Raw genomic sequence first — 21137 nt, 5'->3', positions numbered from 1 at the left:
GCCTGCTGGACCAAACATGAGAATGTCATTGATTGAAAAAGTATTGTGGCGGCGGTCACGCGGTTGGACAGGATGGAGGCAGGCAGCGAGGCCTGGGACGCCGGCGTGCGTCCATGATGAGAGGAACCCCAATGACCAACCCGTTTCCGCAGGACTTCCTTTGGGGCGTGGCCACCGCAGGCCACCAGGTGGAAGGCAACAACGTCAACAGCGATGTCTGGTTCCTGGAACACCTTCCGGGCACCATTTTCGCGGAGCCGTCCGGGGATGCCGTGGACCACTACTACCGGTACCGGGAGGATATTGCCCTGATCGCCGGCCTCGGTTTTACCAGCTACCGCTTCTCCGTGGAATGGGCCCGGATCGAACCGGAGGAAGGGCATTTCTCGGTGGCTGCGCTGGACCACTACAAGCGGGTGCTCGAGGCCTGCCGGGAGCACGGGCTGACGCCGGTGGTCACGTTCCACCATTTCGCGTCACCGCTGTGGTTGCTCCGTTCGGGCGGCTGGGAGGGCGAACGCACGCCGGAGCTGTTCGCTCGCTATTGCGGCCGGGTCATGGCGCACCTGGGTGACCTGATCGGCGTCGCCTGCACCCTGAACGAGCCCAACCTCCCTTGGCTGCTGGAGTCATTCGGCATCGGCGGGGAAGCGCCGGAGAACCGCGGCAAGGTCCCCATGTGGGCGGCTGCCGCGCAGCGCCTGGGCGTGGACGCCAGCACGGTTGCCCCGTTCCAGTTCTGCTCCACGGAGGCCGGCTTCAACGTCAAACTCGCGGCGCACAAGGCGGCCACCGAAGCAATCAAGGCACACCGCCCGGATCTGCGCGTGGGCTGGACCCTGGCCAACTCGGACATCCAGTCGGTCCCCGGCGGCGAAGAAATCGCGGCCCAGGTGCGCCGGGACGTCAACGAGCGGTTCCTGGAAGCCTCCCGCGGCGACGACTTCGTGGGCATCCAGACTTACGGCCGCACCGTGTACGGCCCGGACGGCCACGCTCCGGCTCCGGAAGGCGTGGCCGTCAACCAAATGGGCGAGGAAATCTATCCCCAAGCGCTGGAGGCCACCATCCGCGAGGCCTGGCGCGTTGCCGGCATCCCGGTGATGGTCACCGAGAACGGGTTGGCCACGGAGGATGACACGCAGCGGGTGGCGTACCTGCGGACAGCCGTCGACGGCGTTGCTTCCTGCCTTGCGGACGGCATCGACGTCCGCGGGTACATCGCCTGGACCGCGTTCGACAACTTCGAGTGGATCTTCGGCTACGGGCCCAAGTTCGGCCTGATCGCCGTCGACCGTTCCACCCAGGAACGCACCCCGAAGGAGAGCGCGCGCTGGCTGGGCAACTTCGCCCGGCAGCAGGCACCGGCGGGGGCGCCGCTGCACGCCTGACAGCAGCGGGTGGCCCGGACCGCCTGTGGCGGTCCGGGCCATTGTTTTAGCCTGCTACTGCTGCAGCCGCAGCTTTGCGAGGAAATCCGCCATGATCAGCCGCGTGTCCACGGAGGTGTAGGTCCGCCGCGAGGGATGGTTGCGTGTTTCCGTGAAGGTGGACGTGGCATCGTCGAGGCCGGTAACCACCAGGGGTGCGCTGTCACCCAGGCACCACAGCGGCCCGAATTTCACGAAGTCCGGCACGTCCAGGCTGTTGAAGAGCTCCCACAGCCAGGCGCCTGCCGCGCCCGAGTTCCTGAAGGCATGGTCAAGTTCGGCCACCGGGGCAACAACCTGCCGGTACGTCTCTGCCGGGAACTGCCACACGGACAGCTCCTGGTTCCCGAGCACGAAGTCTGCGGCGGCCGGGTCCGTGAAGTAGTTGTATTCCTCCCCGTTCGCCGCGGCCCCGCCAACCCAAGCCAAGGTGAGGGAGGAGGCGACGGCGGGATCCAGCAGGAGCGCATCGGCCACGTTGGTGAGCGGGCCGGCGCAGACAAGGACCAGGGGCAGCACTCCGCCGGCTGCTGCGGTGGCAGCGATCGCCCGGGCAGCCGGGGTGTCCCGGGGTTGTCCGGTGAAGGGGCTGTCGGATCCCGGGTGGGCCACTGCCGGCTCCGGGCTCTTGAGGACGCGCAACAGTTCCCCGGCCAGGTTCGCGCCCTTCTGCGCCATGCCCGCCGGCGGCCCAAACATCGGGTTGGTCAGGGAACTTGTGACGCCGACGATCGTGTTGGATGGCGACATGGCGTGGTGGGCCAGGGCCACCAGCCCGTCCGGGTCACCCGCCCAGTCGTTGTCGATCAGCACGCGGCAGCGGGGCTCCACCCGAATCATGTCCATGCTGCAAGCCTTGCGGCAGCGCGGGACCCACAGAACGGCGTTTCCATTCACTGAAAGGCGAAGGTACCGCGGTGGTTATCCCGCGTCAGGCTCCCGGATTACCAGCACGGGGCAGTGCGCATGATGGATGGTCTGGTGCGACACTGAACCCAGCAGCATCCCCGTGAAGCCGCCGTGGCCGCGTGAACCTACCGCCACCAGGTCAGCGTCCCGGGAGGCCTCAATGAGCGCCGACGCGGGATTGCCCTCCACGATGCGCCCCGTGACCGTCACGCCCTGGTTCTTGACGCGTTCAAGTTCTTCTTCGAGGATGGCCTGGGCGTCCTTCTGGAAGATGTCATAGTCCCAAGCTGTGCCGAGGGCATCGCTGACATAGGGAAAGCTCCAGGCGGTCACGGCCTGTACCTCTCCCGTGCGCAGCCTGGACTCCTCAATTGCCCAGTCCATCGCTGCCCTGGACTGGTCCGACCCGTCAACGCCCACCACAATCCTGAAACTTCCGCTGTCCGCCACGGTCTCCCTTTTCCTGTCGCTTCTTCAGGGCAACGCTAGCGCTGCCCTCCCGACGTGCCTTCCGCCGGCACGGCCACCGTCGTATGCTCAGCATGCGCGGCCTGGTGCGGGTTGCCCGCTTCCTTCGCGCAATGGAGGCAGCAGTAGATGCCTGCCTGGCTTTCAACGGGATGGCCCAGGATCCGGCAGCCGCAGTGCTCGCATGCCGGAGCCATCATGTGGATGGCACATTCGAAGCTGTCGAACGTGCCGGTCTGGTTTCCCATACTGACGGTGAACATGCGGCCCTCGCTGCTGCCGCAGACATCACATGCGCCCATGGTCCTTGCCTCCTGTTGTACTCGCGTGCTCCAGACACTCAAGTTGACTTCCGGGGCCGGTTCGCCGCCTAGGGGCGAAGGTCCCCCGGCGCTGGATGCGGCGACGGCAGCGCCGGGGCGAGTCCATGCGCAGGGGCGTGGCGCCACTCTCCCAGCGAAATATTTGCGGTTCATTCCCATCCATCCACGCCGCCGTTCCGAACCGCAGCTGCAAGAATCCATAACCAAGGCTAGGACGGGACGATGGATGCCGTTGACCAGCAGGCCCTCACCGATGCTGTCATCAAGGAGCACGGACTGGATCTGGCACAGCTGTGGCTGGAGTTCGTCGGCTTGGGCGGCGACGCCTCGGAACAGCTCATCCGCGACTACTGCGCCGGCCAGTGCACCCTGTCACCGAAGGAGCGGGACGCCCTGGCACAGGCCGTCAACGAACACTGTGCCGCCCAGGGCCTGCTCCTGCGCGTCCCGCTCAGCAGTTATGCCCTGTTCCTCCTCCAACCGGAGCCGCAGGATCCGGAGCGGAAGGGCCCCTACTCGTCGAAGTAGGTAAAGGTGTCCGTCACCCCGGCCACTGACGAGATCACCATGGCCGCCACATCGCGGAGTTTCATGTTGCGCGTGTTGGATGCTTCCCGAAGCAGTTTGAAGGCAGCGTCCTGGGTGCAGCGGTTTTGAGCCATGATGGCCCCCGTAGCCAGGTCGATCACGGTGCGGGTCTGCATGGCGGCGGTCATGCCGGCCCTGGTCTCCTCCAGCCTGAGCATGCGGAGGCAGAGCGTCAGGCCCTTGGAGGCCCGCCGCACAAACGTCTCCGCAACATCCACGCGGTTGTCGCGGGGGTCGACGGGATGCGAGCAGTAGAACGTCAGCACGCCCTGCGCGTCCCCCTCTAGCTCCACGGGGATGCTCAGCACCGAAAGGAATCCCTGATCCTGCACTGCTTGGACATAGTCCGGCCACCGCTGTTCCAGCCGCAGGTCGGCCACCAGGACCGTGGCGCTGGTCCGCATGGCCGTCAAACCCGGACCGTCGCCGTGCTTGAACTCCACCTGGTTCATCACCTTCGCGGCGTGGTTGCTGCAGGCCGTGGTCACGGGTTTCTTGGGCCGCAGTACCGTGATTTCGCACGAACACCCGGGATCGGTGCTGCCGAGGCGGCCCACGGCATAGGCCGCGAGATCCTGCAGGATCGCCCCGACCTCGGGGGTATGGAGGAACGACTCCTGAAGATGCAGGGCCACGTCAGCAAAATTTTCGGCACCAAAGACGTCGGCGTGGGGCACGCGTCTTACCTCCCGGACAGTTATGAAGAGCCACAGCATCGTGGCCGCCCACTGCCGAACGGTGATGCCAGCCTACCTGTGCGGACGCCGTAACCTGTCAACCATGACGCGTCTCTCCACCCCCGCCGGGTCCATCCTCGGCAGCTCCCTCGAAGCTGAAGGGACCACCATCCGCCGGTTCCTTGGCATCCCCTACGCTGCACCGCCGTCGGGGGCCAACCGCTTCCGCCCTCCGGTCCCGGCAGCCCCGTGGGCAGGCGTCCTGGACTGCACCGCCGCCGGCCCCGCAGCACCCCAAAACCTGGAGAACCCCGCCCCGCCGGGCAGCAGGCCGCGGAAATGGAGCGAAGACGGCTGCCTCAACCTGAACATCTGGGCCCCGCCGGGGGACGGGCCGGCAAGGCCGGTGATGGTGTGGATCCATGGCGGCGCGTTTCTGCTGGGCGCCAACAGCGACGCCATGTACGACGGCGCCCGGCTGGCCGCCGCGGCGGGCGTGGTGCTCGTGTCCATCAACTACCGCCTGGGCGCCCTGGGCTTCCTGCATCTGGCGGACCTGCTTGGCCCAGGGTACGAGGACTCGTCCAACGTCGCCCTGCTGGACCAGCTGGAAGCCTTGCGCTGGGTACGCCGAAATATCGGGCCATTCGGCGGCGACCCGGAAAACATCACTGTTTTTGGCGAGTCGGCAGGCGCCGCGGCCATCGGCACCCTGCTGGGCATGCCGTCGTCGGAAGGGCTCTTCCACCGCGCCATCATGCAGAGCGGCACCGCGGAACGGTACCGGCGGCCGGACGAATCCGCGCACATCAGCGCGCAATTCCTGGAACTGTGCGGCCTGGACAAACCATCCGCAAAGGAACTGCTGACCCTCCCCGCGGGGCGGCTGCTTGAGGCCCAGGCCGCCCTGGAAAAGCGGATCGCGGCGGAGACTTACGCCGTCCCGCTGCCCTTCCAGCCGACCGTGGGGACACCCTCACTGCCGGAGCCGCCGCTGGACGGTATCCGCCGCGGGCTCAACAGCGGGGTGGACCTGCTGGCCGGAACCAACCTCAACGAAGGCTCCTTCGCCGTCGAAATGCGCCCGGCTGCCCCGGAGGACCCAGGGTATCCTGACCGCGCCGCCGCCGTCCTCGCCGCCGCAGGGGTTCCGTCTGCCCAGGCACCGGGCTACACCGAAGCACTGGCCCGGGTACTGTCCCGGGAGCCCGGGGGCAAGGAAATCCTTGAAGCCGCCATCGCCGATTCCGTCTACCGCCAGCCCACCAACCGTCTTTTGGCAGCGCGCCAACTGGCCGCGCCAAACGGCGCGGCCGGGAGAAACTTCGCCTACCTGTTCACCTGGCGCAGCCCGGCCATGGGCGGAAAGCTGGGCGCCTGCCATGCCCTGGACATCCCGTTCGTTTTCCGGCACCTGGACGGGCCGGAGGCTGCGTTCCTTACCCGGGGCGCGGCGCCGCAGTCCCTCAGCAACACCATGAGCGGGGCCTGGGCAGCCTTTGCGCGCACTGGATCGCCGGACACGGCAGGGCTGGAGTGGCCGGAATATGGGGACGCGCGCCGCACCATGATGCTGGACGACGGCGCCCGGGTTGAGGACGATCCGCGCAGTGGGATCCGGGGATTCTTTGCAGGCGTCAGGCCGCTGCCAGCGAATTAAGCGTGTCCCGGATCCCGTTCAACGCTGGATCACGCAGCGAATTGAAGGCAGGCTTCAGCAGCGGCTGGATGATCTTGGCCGGCCCGTGGATGCTGAACTCGGCCGTGTACGTCACCACGGAGCCGCTCCCGTTGGGCCTGACATCGATGGAATCGAACGAGGTGACGGTCTTGTTCTCGCCGCGCAGTTTTATGTGGTTGTCCGTGAACTCGATGACCTCGTAGACCAGCGTCTGGCGCTTTCCGCGGAACTCGGACTCAGCGTGGTATTTGTGGCCTACGGCAACGGGCCCCGGGGTGATTTTGTCCATCACGGGGGTGTTGGGATCCCACTTAGTGGTGTTTTCGAACTCACTCATGAAGGCAAAGGCCTTCTCCGCGGACAGGTTGGTTTCCACACTTCCGGTGACTGTGATCATCACCCCAGTGTAGGAGCACCGCGCAACGGGGCGGGCAGCCGTGTTGCCGAACAGCCGCCGCCCCGCGGGCCGGGACCCGGCTTAGCAGCCCTCGAAGTCGGTGAGGACCTTGACCTTGCCCGCCGAGGCCGACGACGGATCGAACGTGTACCCGATCCATTCCTTTGCCAGGCGGCGGGCGAGTTCGATGCCCACCACGCGCTGCCCCATGGTGAGGACCTGGCAGTCGTTGGACAGGATGGACCGCTCCACCGAGAACGAGTCGTGCGCGGCGGTGGCGCGGATGCCGTCCACCTTGTTGGCGGCGATGGCGACGCCGATGCCGGTACCGCAGAACAGGATGGCCCGGTCTGCGGCGCCGTCCCTGATCATCTCGCCGGCCGCTATGCCCACGTACGGGTAGGGCTTGGTGAAATCGGCCGGGGCGTCGCTCCGGTTGACGCCAATGTCGATGACCTCGCTGACGCGCGGATCGTTCCGCAGGTCCGCGAGGATCTTGTCCTTGTAGTCCACGCCGGCTTCGTCCGCGCCGACAATGAGCCGCAGCCCCATGGTGTTCCCTTCCGTTGTCATGACTCAGCGGCCGTCGCCGCAACGGTGGTGGTGCTGCCTTCGGACCCGGTGGCACCGGTGAAGTGCGGCCCCATGACGGCAAAGACCATGGCCAGCGATGTGGCGCCGGGATCCGCCGTGCCCAGGCTCTTTTCCGCAAGGGGCCGGGCCCGGCCCTTGAGTGGCAGGAGGTCCGCGGTGGCTTCCGCGGCGATGGCCGCCTCGCGTGCCGCGTCCTCCCAGGCGCGGCCCGGTTCCACGCCGTAGCCCACCGCACGGCTGAACCCGGCAACAAATGGCAGCAGCGCGTCCACCATGGTCTTGTCCCCCGCTTCGGCTTTGCCCAACTGGACAATCCGGTCCGCGAACGCCGTCACTGCTGCCGCAAGGGCACTGGGAGCGGGTGCGGAGGCATTGCCCACCGTTTCACCGAAAGCCCGCAGTCCAGCGCCCCACAGGACACCGGAGGTGCCGCCTGCCTTGTCCGCCCAGGCGTCCCCGGCGGCAGCCAGCACATCGCCGGCTCCGGCACCGTGGCCCAGAGCGGCGGACGCGGCTGCGGCGGCCGCGTCCACGCCGCGGACCATGCCCCGGCCATGGTCGCCGTCACCGGCAATCGCATCCATGCGGCCCAGCCGCTCTTCGGCGTCGTGCAGCGACGAACGGGCGGCGTCGATGGCCGCTACGCAGGCCGCTGCATACCCGCGGGAGGATGCGGTGGCAACGAACGCAGCAGCGGCCGCGCCGCCGTCGGACGTTTCCTGACCCCACGCGCCCCGGTCTCCCGGGCAGCGCTGCCCCGGCGGTAGGCCGGAGTCTCGGCAGGGGCAACCCACAGCGGTTCCAGTTCCTCGTCAAGCCAGGTGACGGTCAGCGAGACGCCTGCCATGTCAAGGCTGGTGACCAGCTCCCCCACCTCGGGCATCACCAGCGTGTAGCCGGCGGCACGCAGCAGCGGTGCCACGGTCCCCCAGAGGACGAAGAGCTCCTCATGCTTGGTGGAGCCGAGGCCATTAAGGATGACGGCGATGCGGCTGGCGGCGTCCGGCGGGGTTTCGGAGAGTACGCGGGCCACCAGTTCGCGGCCCAGTTCCTTGGCCGAAGGCAGGTGGGTGTCGTGCAGGCCGGGTTCACCGTGGATGCCCAGGCCCAGGCCCATCTGCCCCGCCGGGAGCGTGAACAGCGGTGCGTCTGCGCCCGGGAAGGTGCAGCCGGCGAACGCGCTGCCGATGGTGCGGGTGCGTTCGTTGGCCTTGCGGCCCAGGCGGACCACCTCGGCCAGGTCCGCGCCATTCTCGGCGGCAGCGCCCATCACCTTGAAGACCGTGAAGTCACCGGCGATGCCGCGGCGCTTGGCGGATTCCGACGGCGGGGCGCTGGCGATGTCGTCAGTCACCAGGACGTTCTCCACGGCGATGCCCTCGGCGGCCAGGCGCTCGCTGGCCATGCCGAAGTTCATCACGTCGCCGGCGTAGTTGCCGTAGGTGAAGACGACACCGGCGCCGGACTCTGCGGCCTTGGCCACCGAGTAGGCCTGCTGGGCGGAGGGCGAGGTGAAGATGTTTCCCACCACCGCTCCATCCGCGAAGCCCGCGCCGATCACCCCGGCGAACGCCGGGTAGTGCCCGGAGCCACCGCCGGCCAGGACGGCAACCTTGGGCTTTGCCGGCCGGAAGCGGCGGACGGCACCGCCGGGAACCTGCCGGACCAGGTCCGAGTGGACGTCACAGAACCCGGCGAGGGCTTCTTCGGCGAAGTCGGAGGGGTCATTGAAGATCTTTGTCATGGAGGGAGCTTTCTGGCTGGCGCCGGGGCCGGCTGCTAGTGGATGTGGCTGCCGCCGTTGATGTCGATGGTGGTGCCGGTGAGGTAGGCCGAGTCCTCGGAGGAGAGGAAGGCGATCACGGCGGCCACTTCCTCGGTGGTGGCGTTGCGGCCCAGCGGGATGCCGGCGTTGATGGCTGCTTCCTGCTCCTCGGTGCTGCCCACGCGGATGTTGGTGTCCACGGCGCCGGGGGTGATGGCGTTGACGGTGACGCCGGTGGTGCCCAGCTCACGGGCCAGCGCCTTGGTGAAGCCCAGGATGGCTGCCTTTGCGGCGGAGTAGGGGACCTTGCCGAAGACGCCGCCGCCGCGCTGGGCGGACACGGAGGACATGTTCACGATCCGGCCCCAGCCGTTGCCGATCATGTCCGGCAGGAAGGCCTTGGTCACCAGGTAGGTGCCGGTGGCGTTGACGTCCATGACCTTGTGCCACAGCTCCAGGGTGGTTTCCAGGAACGGGACGGGCGAGGTGATGCCGGCGATATTGGCCAAGGCGCCGACGGGCGCGAGGTTGCCCGCTGCCACTTCGGCGGCGACCGCGGCCTGGGCGGCAATCACGGAGGCTTCGTTGGCGACGTCGATCTCGTGGCCGAAGGCGGGGACGTTGAACTCGTTGCCGATTTCGGCTGCGACCTTGGCGGACTTCTCGCCGTCGAGGTCGAGGATGACGATGCCCCAGCCGTCACGGGCGTAGCGGCGGGCCGTGGTGATGCCGATGCCCCGGTCCGAGGTTGCTCCGGTGAGGACGGCGGTGCGCTGGATGGTGGTCATGGTGGTGCTCCTTGAATTGATTTTGGGGCTCAGATGAGGTCGGTGATGAAGCTTGCCGCTTTGGCGGCGGCGGCCGGGCGTTCGTCATGGGTGACGTCCCGGGTTTCCAGTTCAAGCGAGAAGTGGCCGGTGTAGCCGTCGGCGGCAAGGCGTTTCAGGCCGCCGACGAAGTCGGCGTCACCGTTGCCGATGCTGAGGTTGATGTTCCCCGGCACGGCGTCGCGCAGGTGGACGTGGCTGATGCGGCCCTGGTGCCGGTCCAGGTAGGCCTGGATATCTTCGCCGGACGCCACAATGTGGCTGAAGTCCATGACGATTCCGACGCCGGAACCGGCGAGGCGGTCGGCCAGGAGTCCTGCGCGCTCCAGGTTCCAACAGAACCGAAGGAAGTGGAGGGACTCGGTCCAAAGTTCGACGCCGAACTCCGCGGCCCGCTGTCCGGCACCGGTGAGCTGGGCGGCCACGAGGTCCAGATCCTCTTCGACGCTCCGGACCGGGGTATGGTCCAGGGCGCCGCACGGCAGGACCAATGCCTTCGCCCCTATGTTGGCCGTCAGGGTCAGCAGGGCGTCGAGGTGGCGCTCCCGCGCAGCCCGGCCCTCGTCGTCGAGCACCTTGTTGAGGTCACCGACATCGCCGTTCACGGAGCGGACCCGCAGGCCGGACGCGTTGACCTCGGCGGAGACAGTGTCCACCGCGGCCGCGTTGAGCCCGTAGGGCACGTGGTCGCAAACGCCGGGCAGGGCGCCCAGATCGATTTCTTCGAAGCCCAGTTCCTTCATGGTGCGCAGGGCCGTGCCAAGGTCCTGGTGCCGGAAGCTGATGGATGAGCACCCAAGTCTGGAGTGGAACATCATTGATCCTTTGGTTCGTGCCGGGCTTTAGTGATGGGGACCACAATACGTTCGTTAACTGTCAACAGTCAACTCTAAAAGTCGACTGTTGACAGTCATAATGATGTGGGTCACACTGGTGTCCATCAATTGTTAACAGTCGACAGCGGCGGACTTCCTCCAGCCGCTTTTCGAAAGGGAACCACCATGAGCAAAGATGCTCTGACCATGCGCGGGCCGGTCCACGGCACCAAGGACGCCCGGCGAGTTGCCATCGGATCCGGCGTGGGGGCCGTCATCGAGACGTATGACTTCATCGGCTTCGGCACCGCTGCCGCACTGTACTTCGGCACCGCATTCTTCCCCGGCAGCGATCCCGTAACGGGGACCCTCGCATCCTTCGCCACCCTGGGCGTCGGCTTCGCTGCCCGCCCGCTGGGCGGCATCATCGGCGGCCACCTCGGCGACAAGGTGGGCCGCAAGCCGGTCCTGGTCGCCTCCCTCATCCTGATGGGCCTGGCAACCTTCGCGATTGGCCTGCTCCCCACCTACGCCGCGGTGGGACTGCTGGCCCCGGCACTGCTGGTCTTCGTCCGCATCGTCCAGGGCCTGGCCTTCGGCGCGGAATGGGGCGGCGCCATCCTGATGAGCTACGAGCATGCCCCCTGGAAATCAAAGGGCAAGTTCACCGGAATCGTCCAGGCCGGCTTCCCCGTGGGCCTGCTGCTTGCCAACCTGACCTTCCTGGCGAGCACCAGCCTCGGAGGTGAGCTGGCATGGCGGATCCCGTTCCTGGCCAGCATCGTGCTGGTCGTCGTAGGCCTCATCATCCGGTCCAAGGTCCCGGAATCCCCGGTCTTCGATGAGGTGAAGGACAGCGGCACCATCGTGAAGGCACCGATCGTCGAGGTCATCAAGACTGACTGGCGCAACATCGTCAAGGGCATCGGCCTGCGCATCGCCGAGACTGCCGGCTACGCAGTATCCATCACCTACATGATTTCCTACCTCAACAGCCAGCACCTGGCGGACAAGACCCAGACCCTGGTCGCCCTCTGCATCGCGTCTGCCATCGGCATCTTCGCCACCCAGGCCTGGGCCGCACTGACGGACCGCATTGGCCGCCGCCCCCTTTATGTCTGGTCCACCGCTTTTGCCGCACTGTTCGCGATCCCGATGTTCCTGCTGGTTAACACCGGCCTGTTCATCGCCATCATCCTCACCATCGTGATCTCCTATGCGGTCTGCCAGAACTCCTTGGCCGGCGCCCAGGGTGCCTGGTTCCCGGAGCTCTTCCAGGCCAAGACCCGCGCCTCCGGTGCCAGCCTCGCGTACCAGATCTCGGCCATGGTTTCCGGCTTCACGCCGTTCATCACCACCTTGCTGTTCGTCAGCTTCGGCTGGATGGGCCCGGCACTGCTCTTCGGCGCGTACGCCCTGATCGGCCTTTGGGCCGCCGTCGCTACCCGGGAAACCTGGGGCAAGCGGGAACGCGAACTGGCTGACGAGGCCACCAAAAGCACCCCGAACACCGTCAACGCCTGAATGACCACCGCGCACGAAACGACCACGGAGCCAGCAATGCCTACAGATACCGTCCAGGACGCCGCCCCGCAGGGACAAACACTGCAGACCGCAGTGACGCCCGAACGGCTGGAGAAGATCAGCGCCGCCGCGTACCGCATCCGGCACCACGCCCTGAACATGGGCGAGGTCCAGGGCCAGGGGTACGTTGGCCAGGCCCTGGGTGCCGCGGACATGCTCGCCACCGTCTACGGGGACCAGCTGAACTTCCGCGCCGGGGACCCGCACTGGGAAGCCCGCGACCGGTTCCTGCTCTCCACCGGCCACTACGCCATCGGCCACTATGCCGCTCTCGCCGAAGCCGGGATCGTCCCCGTGGAGGAACTGGAAACCTACGGCTCGGACGACTCGCGGCTGCCGATGTCCGGGATGTCCACCTACACCCCCGGCATGGAAATCTCCGGCGGTTCGCTGGGGCACGGGCTGACCATCGCCGTCGGCATGGCCCTGGGCCTGCGCTACCAAGGCTCGTCCGCCCGGGTGTTCAACTTCCTCTCCGACGGCGAACTGGACGAAGGCTCCACGTGGGAGGCCGCCATGGGCGCGCACCACCACCAGCTGGGCAACCTCACCGCCATGGTGGACATCAACGCCCTGCAGGCCGACGGCAAGACCGACACCGTGCTCCGCACCGAGCCGGTCACCGAAAAGTGGGAATCCTTCGGCTGGTACACCCAGCGCGTGGACGGGAACGACGTCGGCGCGCTGCTGGCAGCGTTCGACAACGCAGCCGCCCAGGCCGCCGCCGTCGGACGCCCCTCCGTGATCCTGTGCGACACCAAGGTGGGCCGCGGCGTTCCGCTGCTGGAAAACCGCGAAAAGGCGCACTTCATGCGCATCGAAGAGAACGAATGGCAGACCTGCCGCGAGCAGCTCACCGCCGGATACGAAGGAAAGGCTTCAGCATGAGCACCACCACCGAGGCCCCCGACACCGCAGCAGCGGCCAAGCCGAAACTGAAGACCTCGGCGATGATCGCGTCGTTCGCCGACCCGGGCCAGAAGACCTCCAACGCACCGTTCGGGCACGCCCTGGTCAAGGCCGCACAGGAAAACGACAAGATCGTGGGATTGACCGCGGACCTGGGCAAATACACGGACATGCACATCTTCGCCCAGGCCTACCCGGAGCGGTTCTTCCAGATGGGCATGGCCGAGCAGCTGCTCTTCGGCGCCGCCGCCGGGCTCGCCGAGACCGGGCTGGTGCCGTTCGCGTCCACCTACTCGGTGTTCGCAGCCCGCCGCGCCTACGACTTCCTCTGCCTGGACGCCGCCGAACCGAACCTTAACGTCAACATTGTGGGCGGCCTGCCCGGCCTGACCACCGGATACGGCCCCAGCCACCAGGCCACCGAGGACATGGCGATCTTCCGCGGCATGCCCAACCTGACCATCGTTGACCCCTGCGACTCGATCGACATCGAACAGGCCGTCCCGCAGCTCGCCGCCTCCGAGGGACCGACCTACCTGCGGCTGCTGCGCGGCAACGTGCCCACCGTCCTGGACGGGTACGGCTACACGTTCGAACTCGGCAAGGCCAAGGTGCTGCGCGGCGGCAACGACGTCGTCTTCATCTCCTCCGGACTGATGACCATGCGTGCCCTGCAGGCAGCCAAGGCCCTTGCGGCACACAACGTGGACGTCGCCGTCGTGCACACCCCCACCATCAAGCCGTTCGACGCCGAAACCGTCCTCAAGGAAATCAACACGGACCGGCTCGCCGTCACCCTGGAGAACCACTCCGTGGTGGGCGGGCTTTTCGAAACTGTTGCCTCCGCCGTCGTCACCGCCGGAGCAGGCAAGCGCGTGGTGCCCATCGGGCTGCCGGACCAGTTCCTCGACGCCGGCGCCCTGCCCACCCTGCACGAGCGCTACGGGCTATCCGTGGACCGCATCGTGGCCAAGGTCCTCGCCGAACTCGGCTGACGGATTTCAAGACATGTGGGAAAGCACGGCACCGGTCAAGGCCGGTGCCGTGCTTTCTGCCGTACCATCGGAATTACTACCGACTGTTAGCAGTCGACTTAAGACATTGAGGACAGAGCCATGGCCGGATTGGGCGCACCCCTGCTGGGACTGGAAAAGAAGAGCCTTCGTGAGCAGGCGCTCTCGGCGCTGCGGACCGCCATCACCAGCGGCGAGCTGGAACCGGGCCGGCACCTGGTGGAAACGGAACTGTCCGAGATGCTGCAGATCAGCCGCGGCACGCTCCGCGAAGCCCTCCGCCAGCTGGAACAGGAAGGCCTGCTGTCCGCCGGCCCCCGCGGACGCCTGTCCGTCCGCCACCTGGATGAAAAGGAAATCCGGGACATTTATGCTGTCCGTGCCGCCCTGGAATCGCTGGCCGCCCGGACCCTCTGCGAACTGCCGGACCGGCAGCAGGTCACCGAGTCGCTGCACAAGGCCATTGATGCCATGGATGCCGCGGCCAGCGGCAGCCTTGAGGAACGGATTGAATCCGACCTCGAGTTCCACCGCACCCTCTGCCGGCTTACGGGCAACGAAACACTGCTCCACTCCTGGGAATCCCTTGAGGGCTCCATCCGGATGTCCATCATGTTCGCCGGACTGGAAAAGGGCGTCAGCAACATGAGCGTGGACCGCCACAAGGACATCGTGGGCGCCATCGACACCGGCGATGCCACCCTGGCCCGGAAGACCATCCTTGAACACATGAACACGGCTGCCGCCAACCTGGTGGCGTAGCGGTCGCGGCCCGCGTGCTGGGAATCCTCGCGGCCTCCGGGCCGTTAACCTACTGAGCGGTAAATAGCCGCGGTGGTAACGAGGGATGGTATGACCGCGAAGTTTGTGTCAGTAGAAGACGACGCCGGGAAGGTCACCCGGTACAGCCGCCACGACAACGGCGGCGGCCTCATCGCTCCGGGGGCCAGCGTGGCTGAGAGCACCCGGATCGGCCCCATGACCTATGTGGAGCACGGCGCGCAGGTGGGTTCAGGCTGCCGGATTGGACACGGCAGCTGGATCGACCGCGGCGCGATCATCGGTGACAGGACGGTCATCGGCGACGGCGTGCGCATCGGCCGGGGCACGGTGATCGGCAACCGTGTCCACATTGGCAGCCACTCGCGCATCGGCTCAAGCGTCCTGATCGAGCACGGCGCACACCTGGATTCGGACAGCACCGTGCCGGACGGCAGCGAGGTCCTCGCGGGCGCCCATTCACGCCTGGCGCCGGCCAGGCATCGGACGCACCGCAAGGTAAAGGGCGGCCTGGCCGCCTAGGTGCAACCAGGCGGTCGGGCCGACATCCTGCGGCTTTGGGTCCGCTACTGCACGGAGCTTCCGCGCACCACCAGTTCCGCAGGATAGATGACTGGTCCCGGAACCCCGCCGGGATTCGCGATGGCACCCACCAGGAGCTTTCCGGCTGCGGCTGCCATGTCCACCATGGGATGGGCCACCGTGGTGAGGCCCAGGCCGTTTGCCGCCTGGATGGAGTGGTTGTCGAAGCCCACCACTGCCACGTCGTCCGGCACCCGCCGCCCCCTTCCGCGAAGGGTGTCCACGACGCCGAGCGCCATCAGGTCCGATGCGGCGAATATTCCGTCCACGTCAGGCGATGTAGCCAGCAATTGGGCTGCAGCATCGGCACCGCCCGCCGTCGTGAAGTCCCCGTGGATGACCGGTCCGGGCTCAAGGCCGGCTTCCCTGAGTCCCTGCTGCCATCCTTCCAGGCGGTCGACGGCGGCCGTCATGTCAGGAGGGCCGGCAACAGTCGCCAGCCGGGTGCGGCCGATGCCGGCCAAGTGCCGTGCCGCCAACCGGCCTCCCTCGAAGTTGTCCAGGTCCACATAGGGAATTCCGGACGACGTGTCCCACGGCCTGCCGATGAAGACGGCGGGCAGACCGGTGCCGCCCAGGGTCTCCACCCAGTCATCAGCGTGGTGGTGGGAGACCACGATCGCGCCGTCAACGTGGCCGCCGCGCAGGTAGCGGATGGTCCGCGCCGAGTCGTCACCGGCCCGGGACATCAGCAGTACCAGCTGCAGGTCCGTCTCGCGCAGTGCTTCATTGACTCCAGTAATGACGGCGGCGAAGTACGGGTCCAACATGACCCGGGCATCAGGTTCGGGGATCACCAGTGCCACGGATCCGGCGCGCCGGGTGACGAGGCTCCGGGCAGCACGGTTGGGGGTGTAGCCCAGCGCCACGATCGCGGCGTCAACGGCCGCCTGGGCCTGCGCGCTGACCTTTGAGCCGCCATTGATGGCACGGGATGCTGTGGAGCGGGACACCCCTGCCGCTGACGCCAAGTCCTCCAGCGTGGGACTGAGCCGCCCTGCCCCTTCCGGAGCGGACCGGCTGGTCTTTTCGTTCATTACACCGACAATACGACACCGATCCAGCGTGGGAGCGCTCCCGTCAACCCTTGCCGGGGCAAAATCCCGATGCTACGCTCTCCCGACGGGAGCGCTCCCACCACTCGGCCCCGGCTGCCTGTCGCAGCCGTCGTGGTCGTCCAGCCCCTCCACTGACAGGACCAGCAATGCCGCTAGCCTTACGCCCAGACGCACCCCGACCCCTTCCGGCGCAGCGCCGGAGCCGCGCCGGCACTGTTGCAGCCGCCACCGCCCTTCTCCTTGGCCTTGTTGCCGCCGGCGGGACGGCCGCAGCACAGGCGGCGCCCTCAGCAGCCCAGCCCGCAGCCCAGGCTCCGGCGTCGCCGCCACCGCCGGCACCGACGCCGCAAAACCCGTTCGGTTCCAATACCTACGTCTTCGACCCCGGCATGCCGGTGGCACAGATCCAGGCCACCGTGGACGCCATTGCGGCCCAGCAGGTGGACGATGAGATGGGCTCAAAGCGCTACTCGCTGTTGTTCAAGCCCGGGACTTATGGCACCCCCGAAGAGCCGCTGATCGTCCAGGTGGGCTACTCCACCGAGGTGGCGGGACTGGGCGCCGCACCCACCGACGTCACCATCAATGGACACGTCGACGTCTACAACCGCTGCCTCACCGCGGACAATTGCATCGCCCTGAACAACTTCTGGCGCTCCCTGTCCAACCTCACCATCAACGTCACCGGCCTGGAAGGCTGCCGCAGTTCCGCGAATTTCTGGGCGGCTTCCCAGGCTTCACCGATGCGCCGGGTCAACATCACCGGCGGCAACCTCTCCCTGATGGACTACTGCACCGCCGGCCCGCAGTACGCCAGCGGCGGGTTCATAGCGGACTCAAAGACCGGTGCCATCATCAATGGCTCCCAGCAGCAGTACCTGGTGCGCGACAGCAGCATCGGCAGCTGGTCCAATGGGGTCTGGAACCAGGTCTTCTCCGGCGTGAACGGCGCGCCCGCCGACTCCTTCCCCAACCCGCCTTACACCACGCTGGACAAGACTCCGATCAGCCGCGAGAAGCCCTACCTGACGTTGGATTCGGCCGGCCAGTACAGCGTGTACGTGCCCTCCGTCCGCAAGGACCCGGCCGGGACCACGTGGGAAAACGGTCCCGGCCAAGGCCGCAGCATCCCCCTGTCCGATTTCTATGTTGCAAAGCCCGGTGATTCAGCGCAGGCCATCAACGCGCAGCTGGCCCGTGGAAAGAACCTGCTCCTTACTCCCGGGGTCTACGACGTTGACCGGAGCATCGAGGTCAAGCGTGCAGGAACAGTGGTGCTTGGACTTGGAATGGCAACACTTTCCGCCGTCAACGGATCGGTTCCCCTGACAGTTGCGGACGTCCCCGGCGTGGACATCGCCGCCGTTACCGTGGACGCGGGCGAGGTCAATTCCCCTGCCCTGATGCGGATCGGCAAAGCGATTCCAGGCGCAGGGGGCGGACCAGCCAGCTCAGCCGTCCTCAGCGATCCAGCCAACCCCACCACGCTCCACGATGTGTTCTTCCGCATCGGCGGGCCCCACGTGGGCAAGGCCTCAGTCAGCCTGGAAGTCAACAGCGACAACGTCCTCCTGGACCACATCTGGGCCTGGCGCGCAGACCATGGGAACGGTGTCGGTTGGACCACCAACACCGGCAGGAACGGTGTGATCGTCAACGGCAACAACGTCACTGCCACCGGCCTGTTCGTGGAGCACTACCAGGAGTACAACGTCATCTGGAACGGCGAAAACGGCAAGACCGTCTTCTTCCAGAACGAACTGCCCTACGACGCCCCCAACCAGGCAGCGTGGCAGCATGACGGGGTCCTGGGCTGGGCCGGGTACAAGGTGGCAGACTCCGTCAAAACCCACGAACTCTGGGGCGGCGGCAGCTACGTGTACACCAACGTGGATCCCACCATCCACGCCACCCGCGGTCTCGAGGTTCCGGTGACGCCGGGCGTTAAGCTGCACAGCCTGCTGACCGTGAATCTCGGCGCCGGGACACTGGACCACGTGGTCAATGACACCGGAGCGCCGGTGTCCACGGACGCCGTCGGAGTTCCCAGCTACGTGGCCGATTTCGGCTAGGAGCCACGGGGCGCGTTGCCGGCAGTGGATGCCGGCGACGCGTCCCTATCCGTTCCGGGCCTGCCTCCACGCCAGCGCGGCGCCGCCCCAGACGGCCAGCAGCAGCCCCACCAGCAGCAGGCCGGCCTCTCCCAGGTCGATCGATGAAAGCCAAGCCGTCACCGGATCATCCAGGCCGAAGGCAGCGTGCATGAAGCCTGCCAAAGTAATCACGGCAATGAACAGGGCCGAGACCGCCGAGATGCCCGTCACCACAGCATTGAAGCCAAGCTTCCGCCGCGGGTCGGCCAGCGCCGACCGGTACATCCGCATCATCACCATGCCGTTCACCGAATCACACAGCGTCATAGCGGCTGCGAAGGCGAGCGGCAGGGCGAGCAGGGCGAACGGGGGCACCCCGGCCAGGGACGCCGCCGTCGTCATCATCAGCAGCCCGATGGTGGTTGCGGTATCGAAACCCAGCCCAAAGAGGAAGCCGACCACGTAGATGTTCCGCGGCCGGCGCACCCTCGCGAGGGGTTTGGCCAGCAGCCGCGCCACCAGCCCCTGCGGTTCCAGGTCGCGGGGATCGATGGCCGCTCCGGCCCGGGAGCGCCGGAAGGCAGCGGCCGAGCGGGTGAAGGCCGAGCCGTTGAACAGCCCCATGGCCAGCAGGAACAGCCCGGATACACCGCTGCCGATCAGGCCCAGGACCACGTTGCCGGCCGTACCGTCCTCCATCAGGCTCCCAACCATGGACGCACCGGCGATCAGCAGCACCCCGGCCAGGGTCACCACCGAGCTGTGGCCCAGGCTGAACGCGAAGCCCACACTCACCGGATGCTGCCGCTGTGCCACGAACTTTCGGGTCGAGTTGTCGATGGCGGCCAGGTGGTCCCAGTCGTAGCTGTGCTTCAGGCCGGCGAGGTAAGCGGTGAGGACAAGTCCCCAGGAGACCGCCCCGCCGCCCCAGGGCCGGGTTCCGGCAAGCAAAAGGACGACGGCGGCAGCGTGCAGCGCGGCCACTGCACCAAAGGTGAACAGCGCGCGGGTCCGGAGCGGCAGGGAGTCCCGGTCCCGGTAGAGCGCGGCGATGCTGGTCATCAGTGCTTCCTCAGGTCCAGCGGCCCTTGGCCGCACCAGCGACTGCGCAGGAAGTCGGTGCAGGACCGAAGCAGGCGGTTCAGTTCGTCGGTGCTGTTGGAGAGGCTCCGCAGAATCAGCCCGGCGGTTCCCGCAACTGGGCGCGTCAGTGAGATGCCGGTCAGCGCTTCGCTGCCGGCGGTCAGCAGGTGCAGTTCGTCGGCGAGCGCCTGGTCCACCCGGGGATCCACCACCACCAGGGATCCGAGGTGGCTGTAGCCTTCCATGAAACCGAGCCCGCTTACGTGGTGCAGCGGCGGCCGGATCAGCAGGTTGTCCAACGCCAGCAGTTCGGTGCCCGCCCCGGTTTCCACGCAGATGTGGTTCCTCAGCCGCACTTCCTCATACCGGAAGGCGGCGCCGTCCGGCGACCAGCCCGGCGTCACAACCTCGGCCATGACCAAGGACGACGACGGCCGCAAGGTCACAGAGGTCCGTTGCCGGTAGCTGGCCTCCCGGTAGGCGATGAGCTGGTCCGGCATGAGTTCCAGCCGAGCCCCCTCCCCCAGCCGGACAGCCATCCGCTGCTCGGCAAAGGACCCGGGAGTCCGATAAACCTTCATAGCGGACTGGGTGGTCAACAGCAGGTCAGCAGAATCGTGGACCTCAACATCAACAAGAAAGAGATCCGCCCCCAAATACGCCCCGCCAGGATTCACAACGACATAACAAACCTGCCCGGAGTCATCGAGATAGTGAGGGCGCATAACCCGAAGAGCACCGCGATGGTACTGATGCGCCGCAACTGTGCGCTGTCCACGCAAGGCGACCACAAGCTCAAGCTCGCCCATCGGGGGCTGATCAGCGGACGCGGGTGATAGGGGCCGCGGCGTGGCGGGCACCGCGGAGCGGGCACGGCCCCTATCACCCGCGGTCGCAGGCCCCGGTGAGACAAGCGCTGAACTGGACTCCGCCGTCGTGCTCATGCCAAATCAAGCATCAGGACGTCGTGCCGAATCCAGTCGATGACCTTGTCGAGTCCCTCATCAGTTTTGAGGTTCGTGAAGCAGAACGGCTTATTGCCGCGGAACTCCTTTGAGTCCCTCTCCATGATGGCCAGGTCCGCCCCGACGTGGGGTGCGAGGTCGGTCTTGTTGATGATGAAGAGGTCGGACTTGATCATGCCCTGGCCGGCTTTGCGGGGGATCTTTTCGCCTTGGGCCACGTCGATGATGTAGATGGAGAAGTCGACGAGTTCGGGGCTGAAGGTGGCGGAAAGGTTGTCGCCGCCGGATTCTACGAAGATGACCTGCAGGTCGGGGTGCCGGGCCTTGAGTTCCTCGATGGCGGCGGTGTTCATGGAGGTGTCTTCGCGGATGGCGGTGTGGGGGCAGCCGCCGGTTTCGACGCCGATGATCCGGTCCACGGGGAGGATGCCGTTGGCGGCGAGGATTTTGGCGTCCTCGATGGTGTAGATGTCGTTGGTGATGGCGGCCATGGAGATGTCGCCGCTCATGTGCCGGGTGAGCCGCTCCACGAGCTGGGTTTTACCGGCGCCGACGGGCCCGCCGATGCCGATTTTGATGGGTTCGGTCATGGTTTC

Annotated in this window: 21 protein-coding genes and 1 pseudogene; 9 read left to right on the top strand and 13 right to left on the bottom strand. The window is 66.8% G+C overall.

Annotation, left to right across the window (positions count from 1 at the left end; all coding sequences use genetic code 11):
• The first annotated feature begins 131 nt into the window (after positions 1–131).
• Complete coding sequence (locus J2T23_RS08265; protein ID WP_307358840.1) at positions 132–1391, top strand: glycoside hydrolase family 1 protein; 1260 nt, start codon at positions 132–134, stop codon at positions 1389–1391.
• Positions 1392–1445: 54 nt separating this feature from the next.
• On the opposite strand, the gene J2T23_RS08260 is transcribed toward J2T23_RS08265, so the two are convergent.
• From J2T23_RS08260 to J2T23_RS08250, 3 genes are all read right to left on the bottom strand, one after another.
• A complete protein-coding gene (locus tag J2T23_RS08260) occupies positions 1446–2276 on the bottom strand; it encodes a nucleoside hydrolase (RefSeq protein WP_307358838.1) in 831 nt (276 codons plus the stop codon).
• Positions 2277–2351: 75 nt separating this feature from the next.
• Entirely contained in the window at positions 2352–2789 is a 438-nt protein-coding gene (locus J2T23_RS08255; protein ID WP_141158508.1) for a universal stress protein, read from the bottom strand.
• A gap of 35 nt (positions 2790–2824) precedes the next feature.
• Positions 2825–3109, bottom strand: coding sequence for a metallothionein (locus J2T23_RS08250; RefSeq protein WP_141158509.1), 285 nt, complete (start codon positions 3107–3109; stop codon positions 2825–2827).
• Between the two features lie 243 nt (positions 3110–3352).
• Here J2T23_RS08250 and J2T23_RS08245 point away from each other — a divergent pair, with 243 nt between their 5' ends.
• Positions 3353–3658, top strand: coding sequence for a hypothetical protein (locus tag J2T23_RS08245; protein ID WP_307358835.1), 306 nt, complete (start codon positions 3353–3355; stop codon positions 3656–3658).
• Here the strand turns inward: J2T23_RS08245 and J2T23_RS08240 are convergent.
• The gene (locus J2T23_RS08240) at positions 3643–4395 is read right to left on the bottom strand and encodes a GAF and ANTAR domain-containing protein (protein ID WP_307358833.1); all 753 of its coding nucleotides are present in this window, start codon (positions 4393–4395) and stop codon (positions 3643–3645) included. The genes J2T23_RS08245 and J2T23_RS08240 overlap by 16 nt on opposite strands.
• 103 nt (positions 4396–4498) lie before the next feature.
• On the opposite strand from J2T23_RS08240, the gene J2T23_RS08235 reads away from it, so the two are divergent.
• Positions 4499–6055: a carboxylesterase/lipase family protein gene (locus tag J2T23_RS08235; RefSeq protein WP_307358830.1), complete on the top strand. Its 1557-nt coding sequence runs from the start codon at positions 4499–4501 to the stop codon at positions 6053–6055.
• Here J2T23_RS08235 and J2T23_RS08230 read toward each other — a convergent pair.
• The 5 genes and pseudogenes from J2T23_RS08230 to J2T23_RS08210 all read right to left on the bottom strand — a co-directional run bounded on the left by J2T23_RS08230 (position 6033) and on the right by J2T23_RS08210 (position 10474).
• Positions 6033–6473, bottom strand: a complete 441-nt coding sequence (locus J2T23_RS08230; RefSeq protein WP_307358827.1) for an SRPBCC family protein — start codon at positions 6471–6473, stop codon at positions 6033–6035. The genes J2T23_RS08235 and J2T23_RS08230 overlap by 23 nt on opposite strands.
• A gap of 81 nt (positions 6474–6554) precedes the next feature.
• Positions 6555–7046 carry an RpiB/LacA/LacB family sugar-phosphate isomerase gene (locus tag J2T23_RS08225; RefSeq protein WP_307358825.1) on the bottom strand — a complete coding sequence of 164 codons (492 nt, stop codon included), beginning with the start codon at positions 7044–7046 and terminating at the stop codon, positions 6555–6557.
• Positions 7043–8811 (bottom strand): annotated as a pseudogene (locus J2T23_RS08220) (dihydroxyacetone kinase family protein). The gene J2T23_RS08225 and the pseudogene J2T23_RS08220 overlap by 4 nt, the downstream one beginning before the upstream one ends.
• A gap of 35 nt (positions 8812–8846) precedes the next feature.
• Positions 8847–9620 carry an SDR family NAD(P)-dependent oxidoreductase gene (locus J2T23_RS08215; RefSeq protein WP_141158516.1) on the bottom strand — a complete coding sequence of 258 codons (774 nt, stop codon included), beginning with the start codon at positions 9618–9620 and terminating at the stop codon, positions 8847–8849.
• A 29-nt stretch (positions 9621–9649) separates the two neighbouring features.
• Positions 9650–10474 (bottom strand): sugar phosphate isomerase/epimerase family protein, encoded by an 825-nt coding sequence (locus J2T23_RS08210; protein ID WP_307358823.1) that lies wholly within the window; start codon positions 10472–10474, stop codon positions 9650–9652.
• 186 nt (positions 10475–10660) lie between these two features.
• On the opposite strand from J2T23_RS08210, the gene J2T23_RS08205 reads away from it, so the two are divergent.
• From J2T23_RS08205 to J2T23_RS08185, 5 genes are all read left to right on the top strand, one after another.
• Positions 10661–11998 carry an MFS transporter gene (locus tag J2T23_RS08205; protein ID WP_141183050.1) on the top strand — a complete coding sequence of 446 codons (1338 nt, stop codon included), beginning with the start codon at positions 10661–10663 and terminating at the stop codon, positions 11996–11998.
• Positions 11999–12034: 36 nt separating this feature from the next.
• Entirely contained in the window at positions 12035–12946 is a 912-nt protein-coding gene (locus J2T23_RS08200) for a transketolase (protein ID WP_141158519.1), read from the top strand.
• Complete coding sequence (locus J2T23_RS08195; RefSeq protein ID WP_307358820.1) at positions 12943–13962, top strand: transketolase family protein; 1020 nt, start codon at positions 12943–12945, stop codon at positions 13960–13962. Before J2T23_RS08200 ends, J2T23_RS08195 begins: the two co-directional genes overlap by 4 nt.
• A 120-nt stretch (positions 13963–14082) precedes the next feature.
• Positions 14083–14742: a GntR family transcriptional regulator gene (locus J2T23_RS08190; protein WP_307358817.1), complete on the top strand. Its 660-nt coding sequence runs from the start codon at positions 14083–14085 to the stop codon at positions 14740–14742.
• A 90-nt stretch (positions 14743–14832) separates the two neighbouring features.
• On the top strand, positions 14833–15282 hold the full coding sequence (locus tag J2T23_RS08185; protein WP_141158522.1) for a transferase: 450 nt from the start codon (positions 14833–14835) through the stop codon (positions 15280–15282).
• Between the two features lie 44 nt (positions 15283–15326).
• Here J2T23_RS08185 and J2T23_RS08180 read toward each other — a convergent pair whose 3' ends face one another.
• Positions 15327–16379, bottom strand: coding sequence for a LacI family DNA-binding transcriptional regulator (locus J2T23_RS08180; protein WP_307358813.1), 1053 nt, complete (start codon positions 16377–16379; stop codon positions 15327–15329).
• A 167-nt stretch (positions 16380–16546) separates the two neighbouring features.
• Here J2T23_RS08180 and J2T23_RS08175 point away from each other — a divergent pair, with 167 nt between their 5' ends.
• Positions 16547–18472: a pectate lyase-like domain-containing protein gene (locus J2T23_RS08175; protein WP_307358812.1), complete on the top strand. Its 1926-nt coding sequence runs from the start codon at positions 16547–16549 to the stop codon at positions 18470–18472.
• Positions 18473–18517: 45 nt separating this feature from the next.
• Here the strand turns inward: J2T23_RS08175 and J2T23_RS08170 are convergent, their stop codons facing one another.
• The 3 genes from J2T23_RS08170 to ureG are packed head-to-tail and all read right to left on the bottom strand — an operon-like array spanning position 18518 to position 21131.
• Complete coding sequence (locus J2T23_RS08170; protein WP_307358810.1) at positions 18518–19555, bottom strand: HoxN/HupN/NixA family nickel/cobalt transporter; 1038 nt, start codon at positions 19553–19555, stop codon at positions 18518–18520.
• Positions 19555–20520: an urease accessory protein UreD gene (locus tag J2T23_RS08165; protein ID WP_370871425.1), complete on the bottom strand. Its 966-nt coding sequence runs from the start codon at positions 20518–20520 to the stop codon at positions 19555–19557. The genes J2T23_RS08170 and J2T23_RS08165 overlap by 1 nt, the downstream gene beginning before the upstream one ends.
• The gene (gene ureG / locus J2T23_RS08160) at positions 20517–21131 is read right to left on the bottom strand and encodes an urease accessory protein UreG (protein WP_307358806.1); all 615 of its coding nucleotides are present in this window, start codon (positions 21129–21131) and stop codon (positions 20517–20519) included. The genes J2T23_RS08165 and ureG overlap by 4 nt, the downstream gene beginning before the upstream one ends.
• Positions 21132–21137 lie beyond the last annotated feature (6 nt).

Source organism: Pseudarthrobacter niigatensis, assembly GCF_030812615.1.
Classification (GTDB): domain Bacteria; phylum Actinomycetota; class Actinomycetes; order Actinomycetales; family Micrococcaceae; genus Arthrobacter; species Arthrobacter niigatensis.
Note: the sequence above shows the minus strand (reverse complement) of the source record. Positions and strands in the feature narration are given on the sequence as shown.

Excerpts from the sequence above, each read along its gene's own strand:
- J2T23_RS08265 (WP_307358840.1), top strand. The coding sequence starts at position 132 with ATGACCAACCCGTTTCCGCAGGACTTCCTTTGGGGCGTGGCCACCGCA.
- J2T23_RS08260 (WP_307358838.1), bottom strand. The coding sequence starts at position 2,276 with ATGGACATGATTCGGGTGGAGCCCCGCTGCCGCGTGCTGATCGACAAC.
- J2T23_RS08250 (WP_141158509.1), bottom strand. The coding sequence starts at position 3,109 with ATGGGCGCATGTGATGTCTGCGGCAGCAGCGAGGGCCGCATGTTCACC.
- J2T23_RS08245 (WP_307358835.1), top strand. The coding sequence starts at position 3,353 with ATGGATGCCGTTGACCAGCAGGCCCTCACCGATGCTGTCATCAAGGAG.
- J2T23_RS08235 (WP_307358830.1), top strand. The coding sequence starts at position 4,499 with ATGACGCGTCTCTCCACCCCCGCCGGGTCCATCCTCGGCAGCTCCCTC.
- J2T23_RS08230 (WP_307358827.1), bottom strand. The coding sequence starts at position 6,473 with ATGATCACAGTCACCGGAAGTGTGGAAACCAACCTGTCCGCGGAGAAG.
- J2T23_RS08225 (WP_307358825.1), bottom strand. The coding sequence starts at position 7,046 with ATGACAACGGAAGGGAACACCATGGGGCTGCGGCTCATTGTCGGCGCG.
- J2T23_RS08215 (WP_141158516.1), bottom strand. The coding sequence starts at position 9,620 with ATGACCACCATCCAGCGCACCGCCGTCCTCACCGGAGCAACCTCGGAC.
- J2T23_RS08210 (WP_307358823.1), bottom strand. The coding sequence starts at position 10,474 with ATGTTCCACTCCAGACTTGGGTGCTCATCCATCAGCTTCCGGCACCAG.
- J2T23_RS08205 (WP_141183050.1), top strand. The coding sequence starts at position 10,661 with ATGAGCAAAGATGCTCTGACCATGCGCGGGCCGGTCCACGGCACCAAG.
- J2T23_RS08200 (WP_141158519.1), top strand. The coding sequence starts at position 12,035 with ATGCCTACAGATACCGTCCAGGACGCCGCCCCGCAGGGACAAACACTG.
- J2T23_RS08195 (WP_307358820.1), top strand. The coding sequence starts at position 12,943 with ATGAGCACCACCACCGAGGCCCCCGACACCGCAGCAGCGGCCAAGCCG.
- J2T23_RS08190 (WP_307358817.1), top strand. The coding sequence starts at position 14,083 with ATGGCCGGATTGGGCGCACCCCTGCTGGGACTGGAAAAGAAGAGCCTT.
- J2T23_RS08185 (WP_141158522.1), top strand. The coding sequence starts at position 14,833 with ATGACCGCGAAGTTTGTGTCAGTAGAAGACGACGCCGGGAAGGTCACC.
- J2T23_RS08180 (WP_307358813.1), bottom strand. The coding sequence starts at position 16,379 with ATGAACGAAAAGACCAGCCGGTCCGCTCCGGAAGGGGCAGGGCGGCTC.
- J2T23_RS08175 (WP_307358812.1), top strand. The coding sequence starts at position 16,547 with ATGCCGCTAGCCTTACGCCCAGACGCACCCCGACCCCTTCCGGCGCAG.
- J2T23_RS08170 (WP_307358810.1), bottom strand. The coding sequence starts at position 19,555 with ATGACCAGCATCGCCGCGCTCTACCGGGACCGGGACTCCCTGCCGCTC.
- J2T23_RS08165 (WP_370871425.1), bottom strand. The coding sequence starts at position 20,520 with ATGAGCACGACGGCGGAGTCCAGTTCAGCGCTTGTCTCACCGGGGCCT.
- ureG (WP_307358806.1), bottom strand. The coding sequence starts at position 21,131 with ATGACCGAACCCATCAAAATCGGCATCGGCGGGCCCGTCGGCGCCGGT.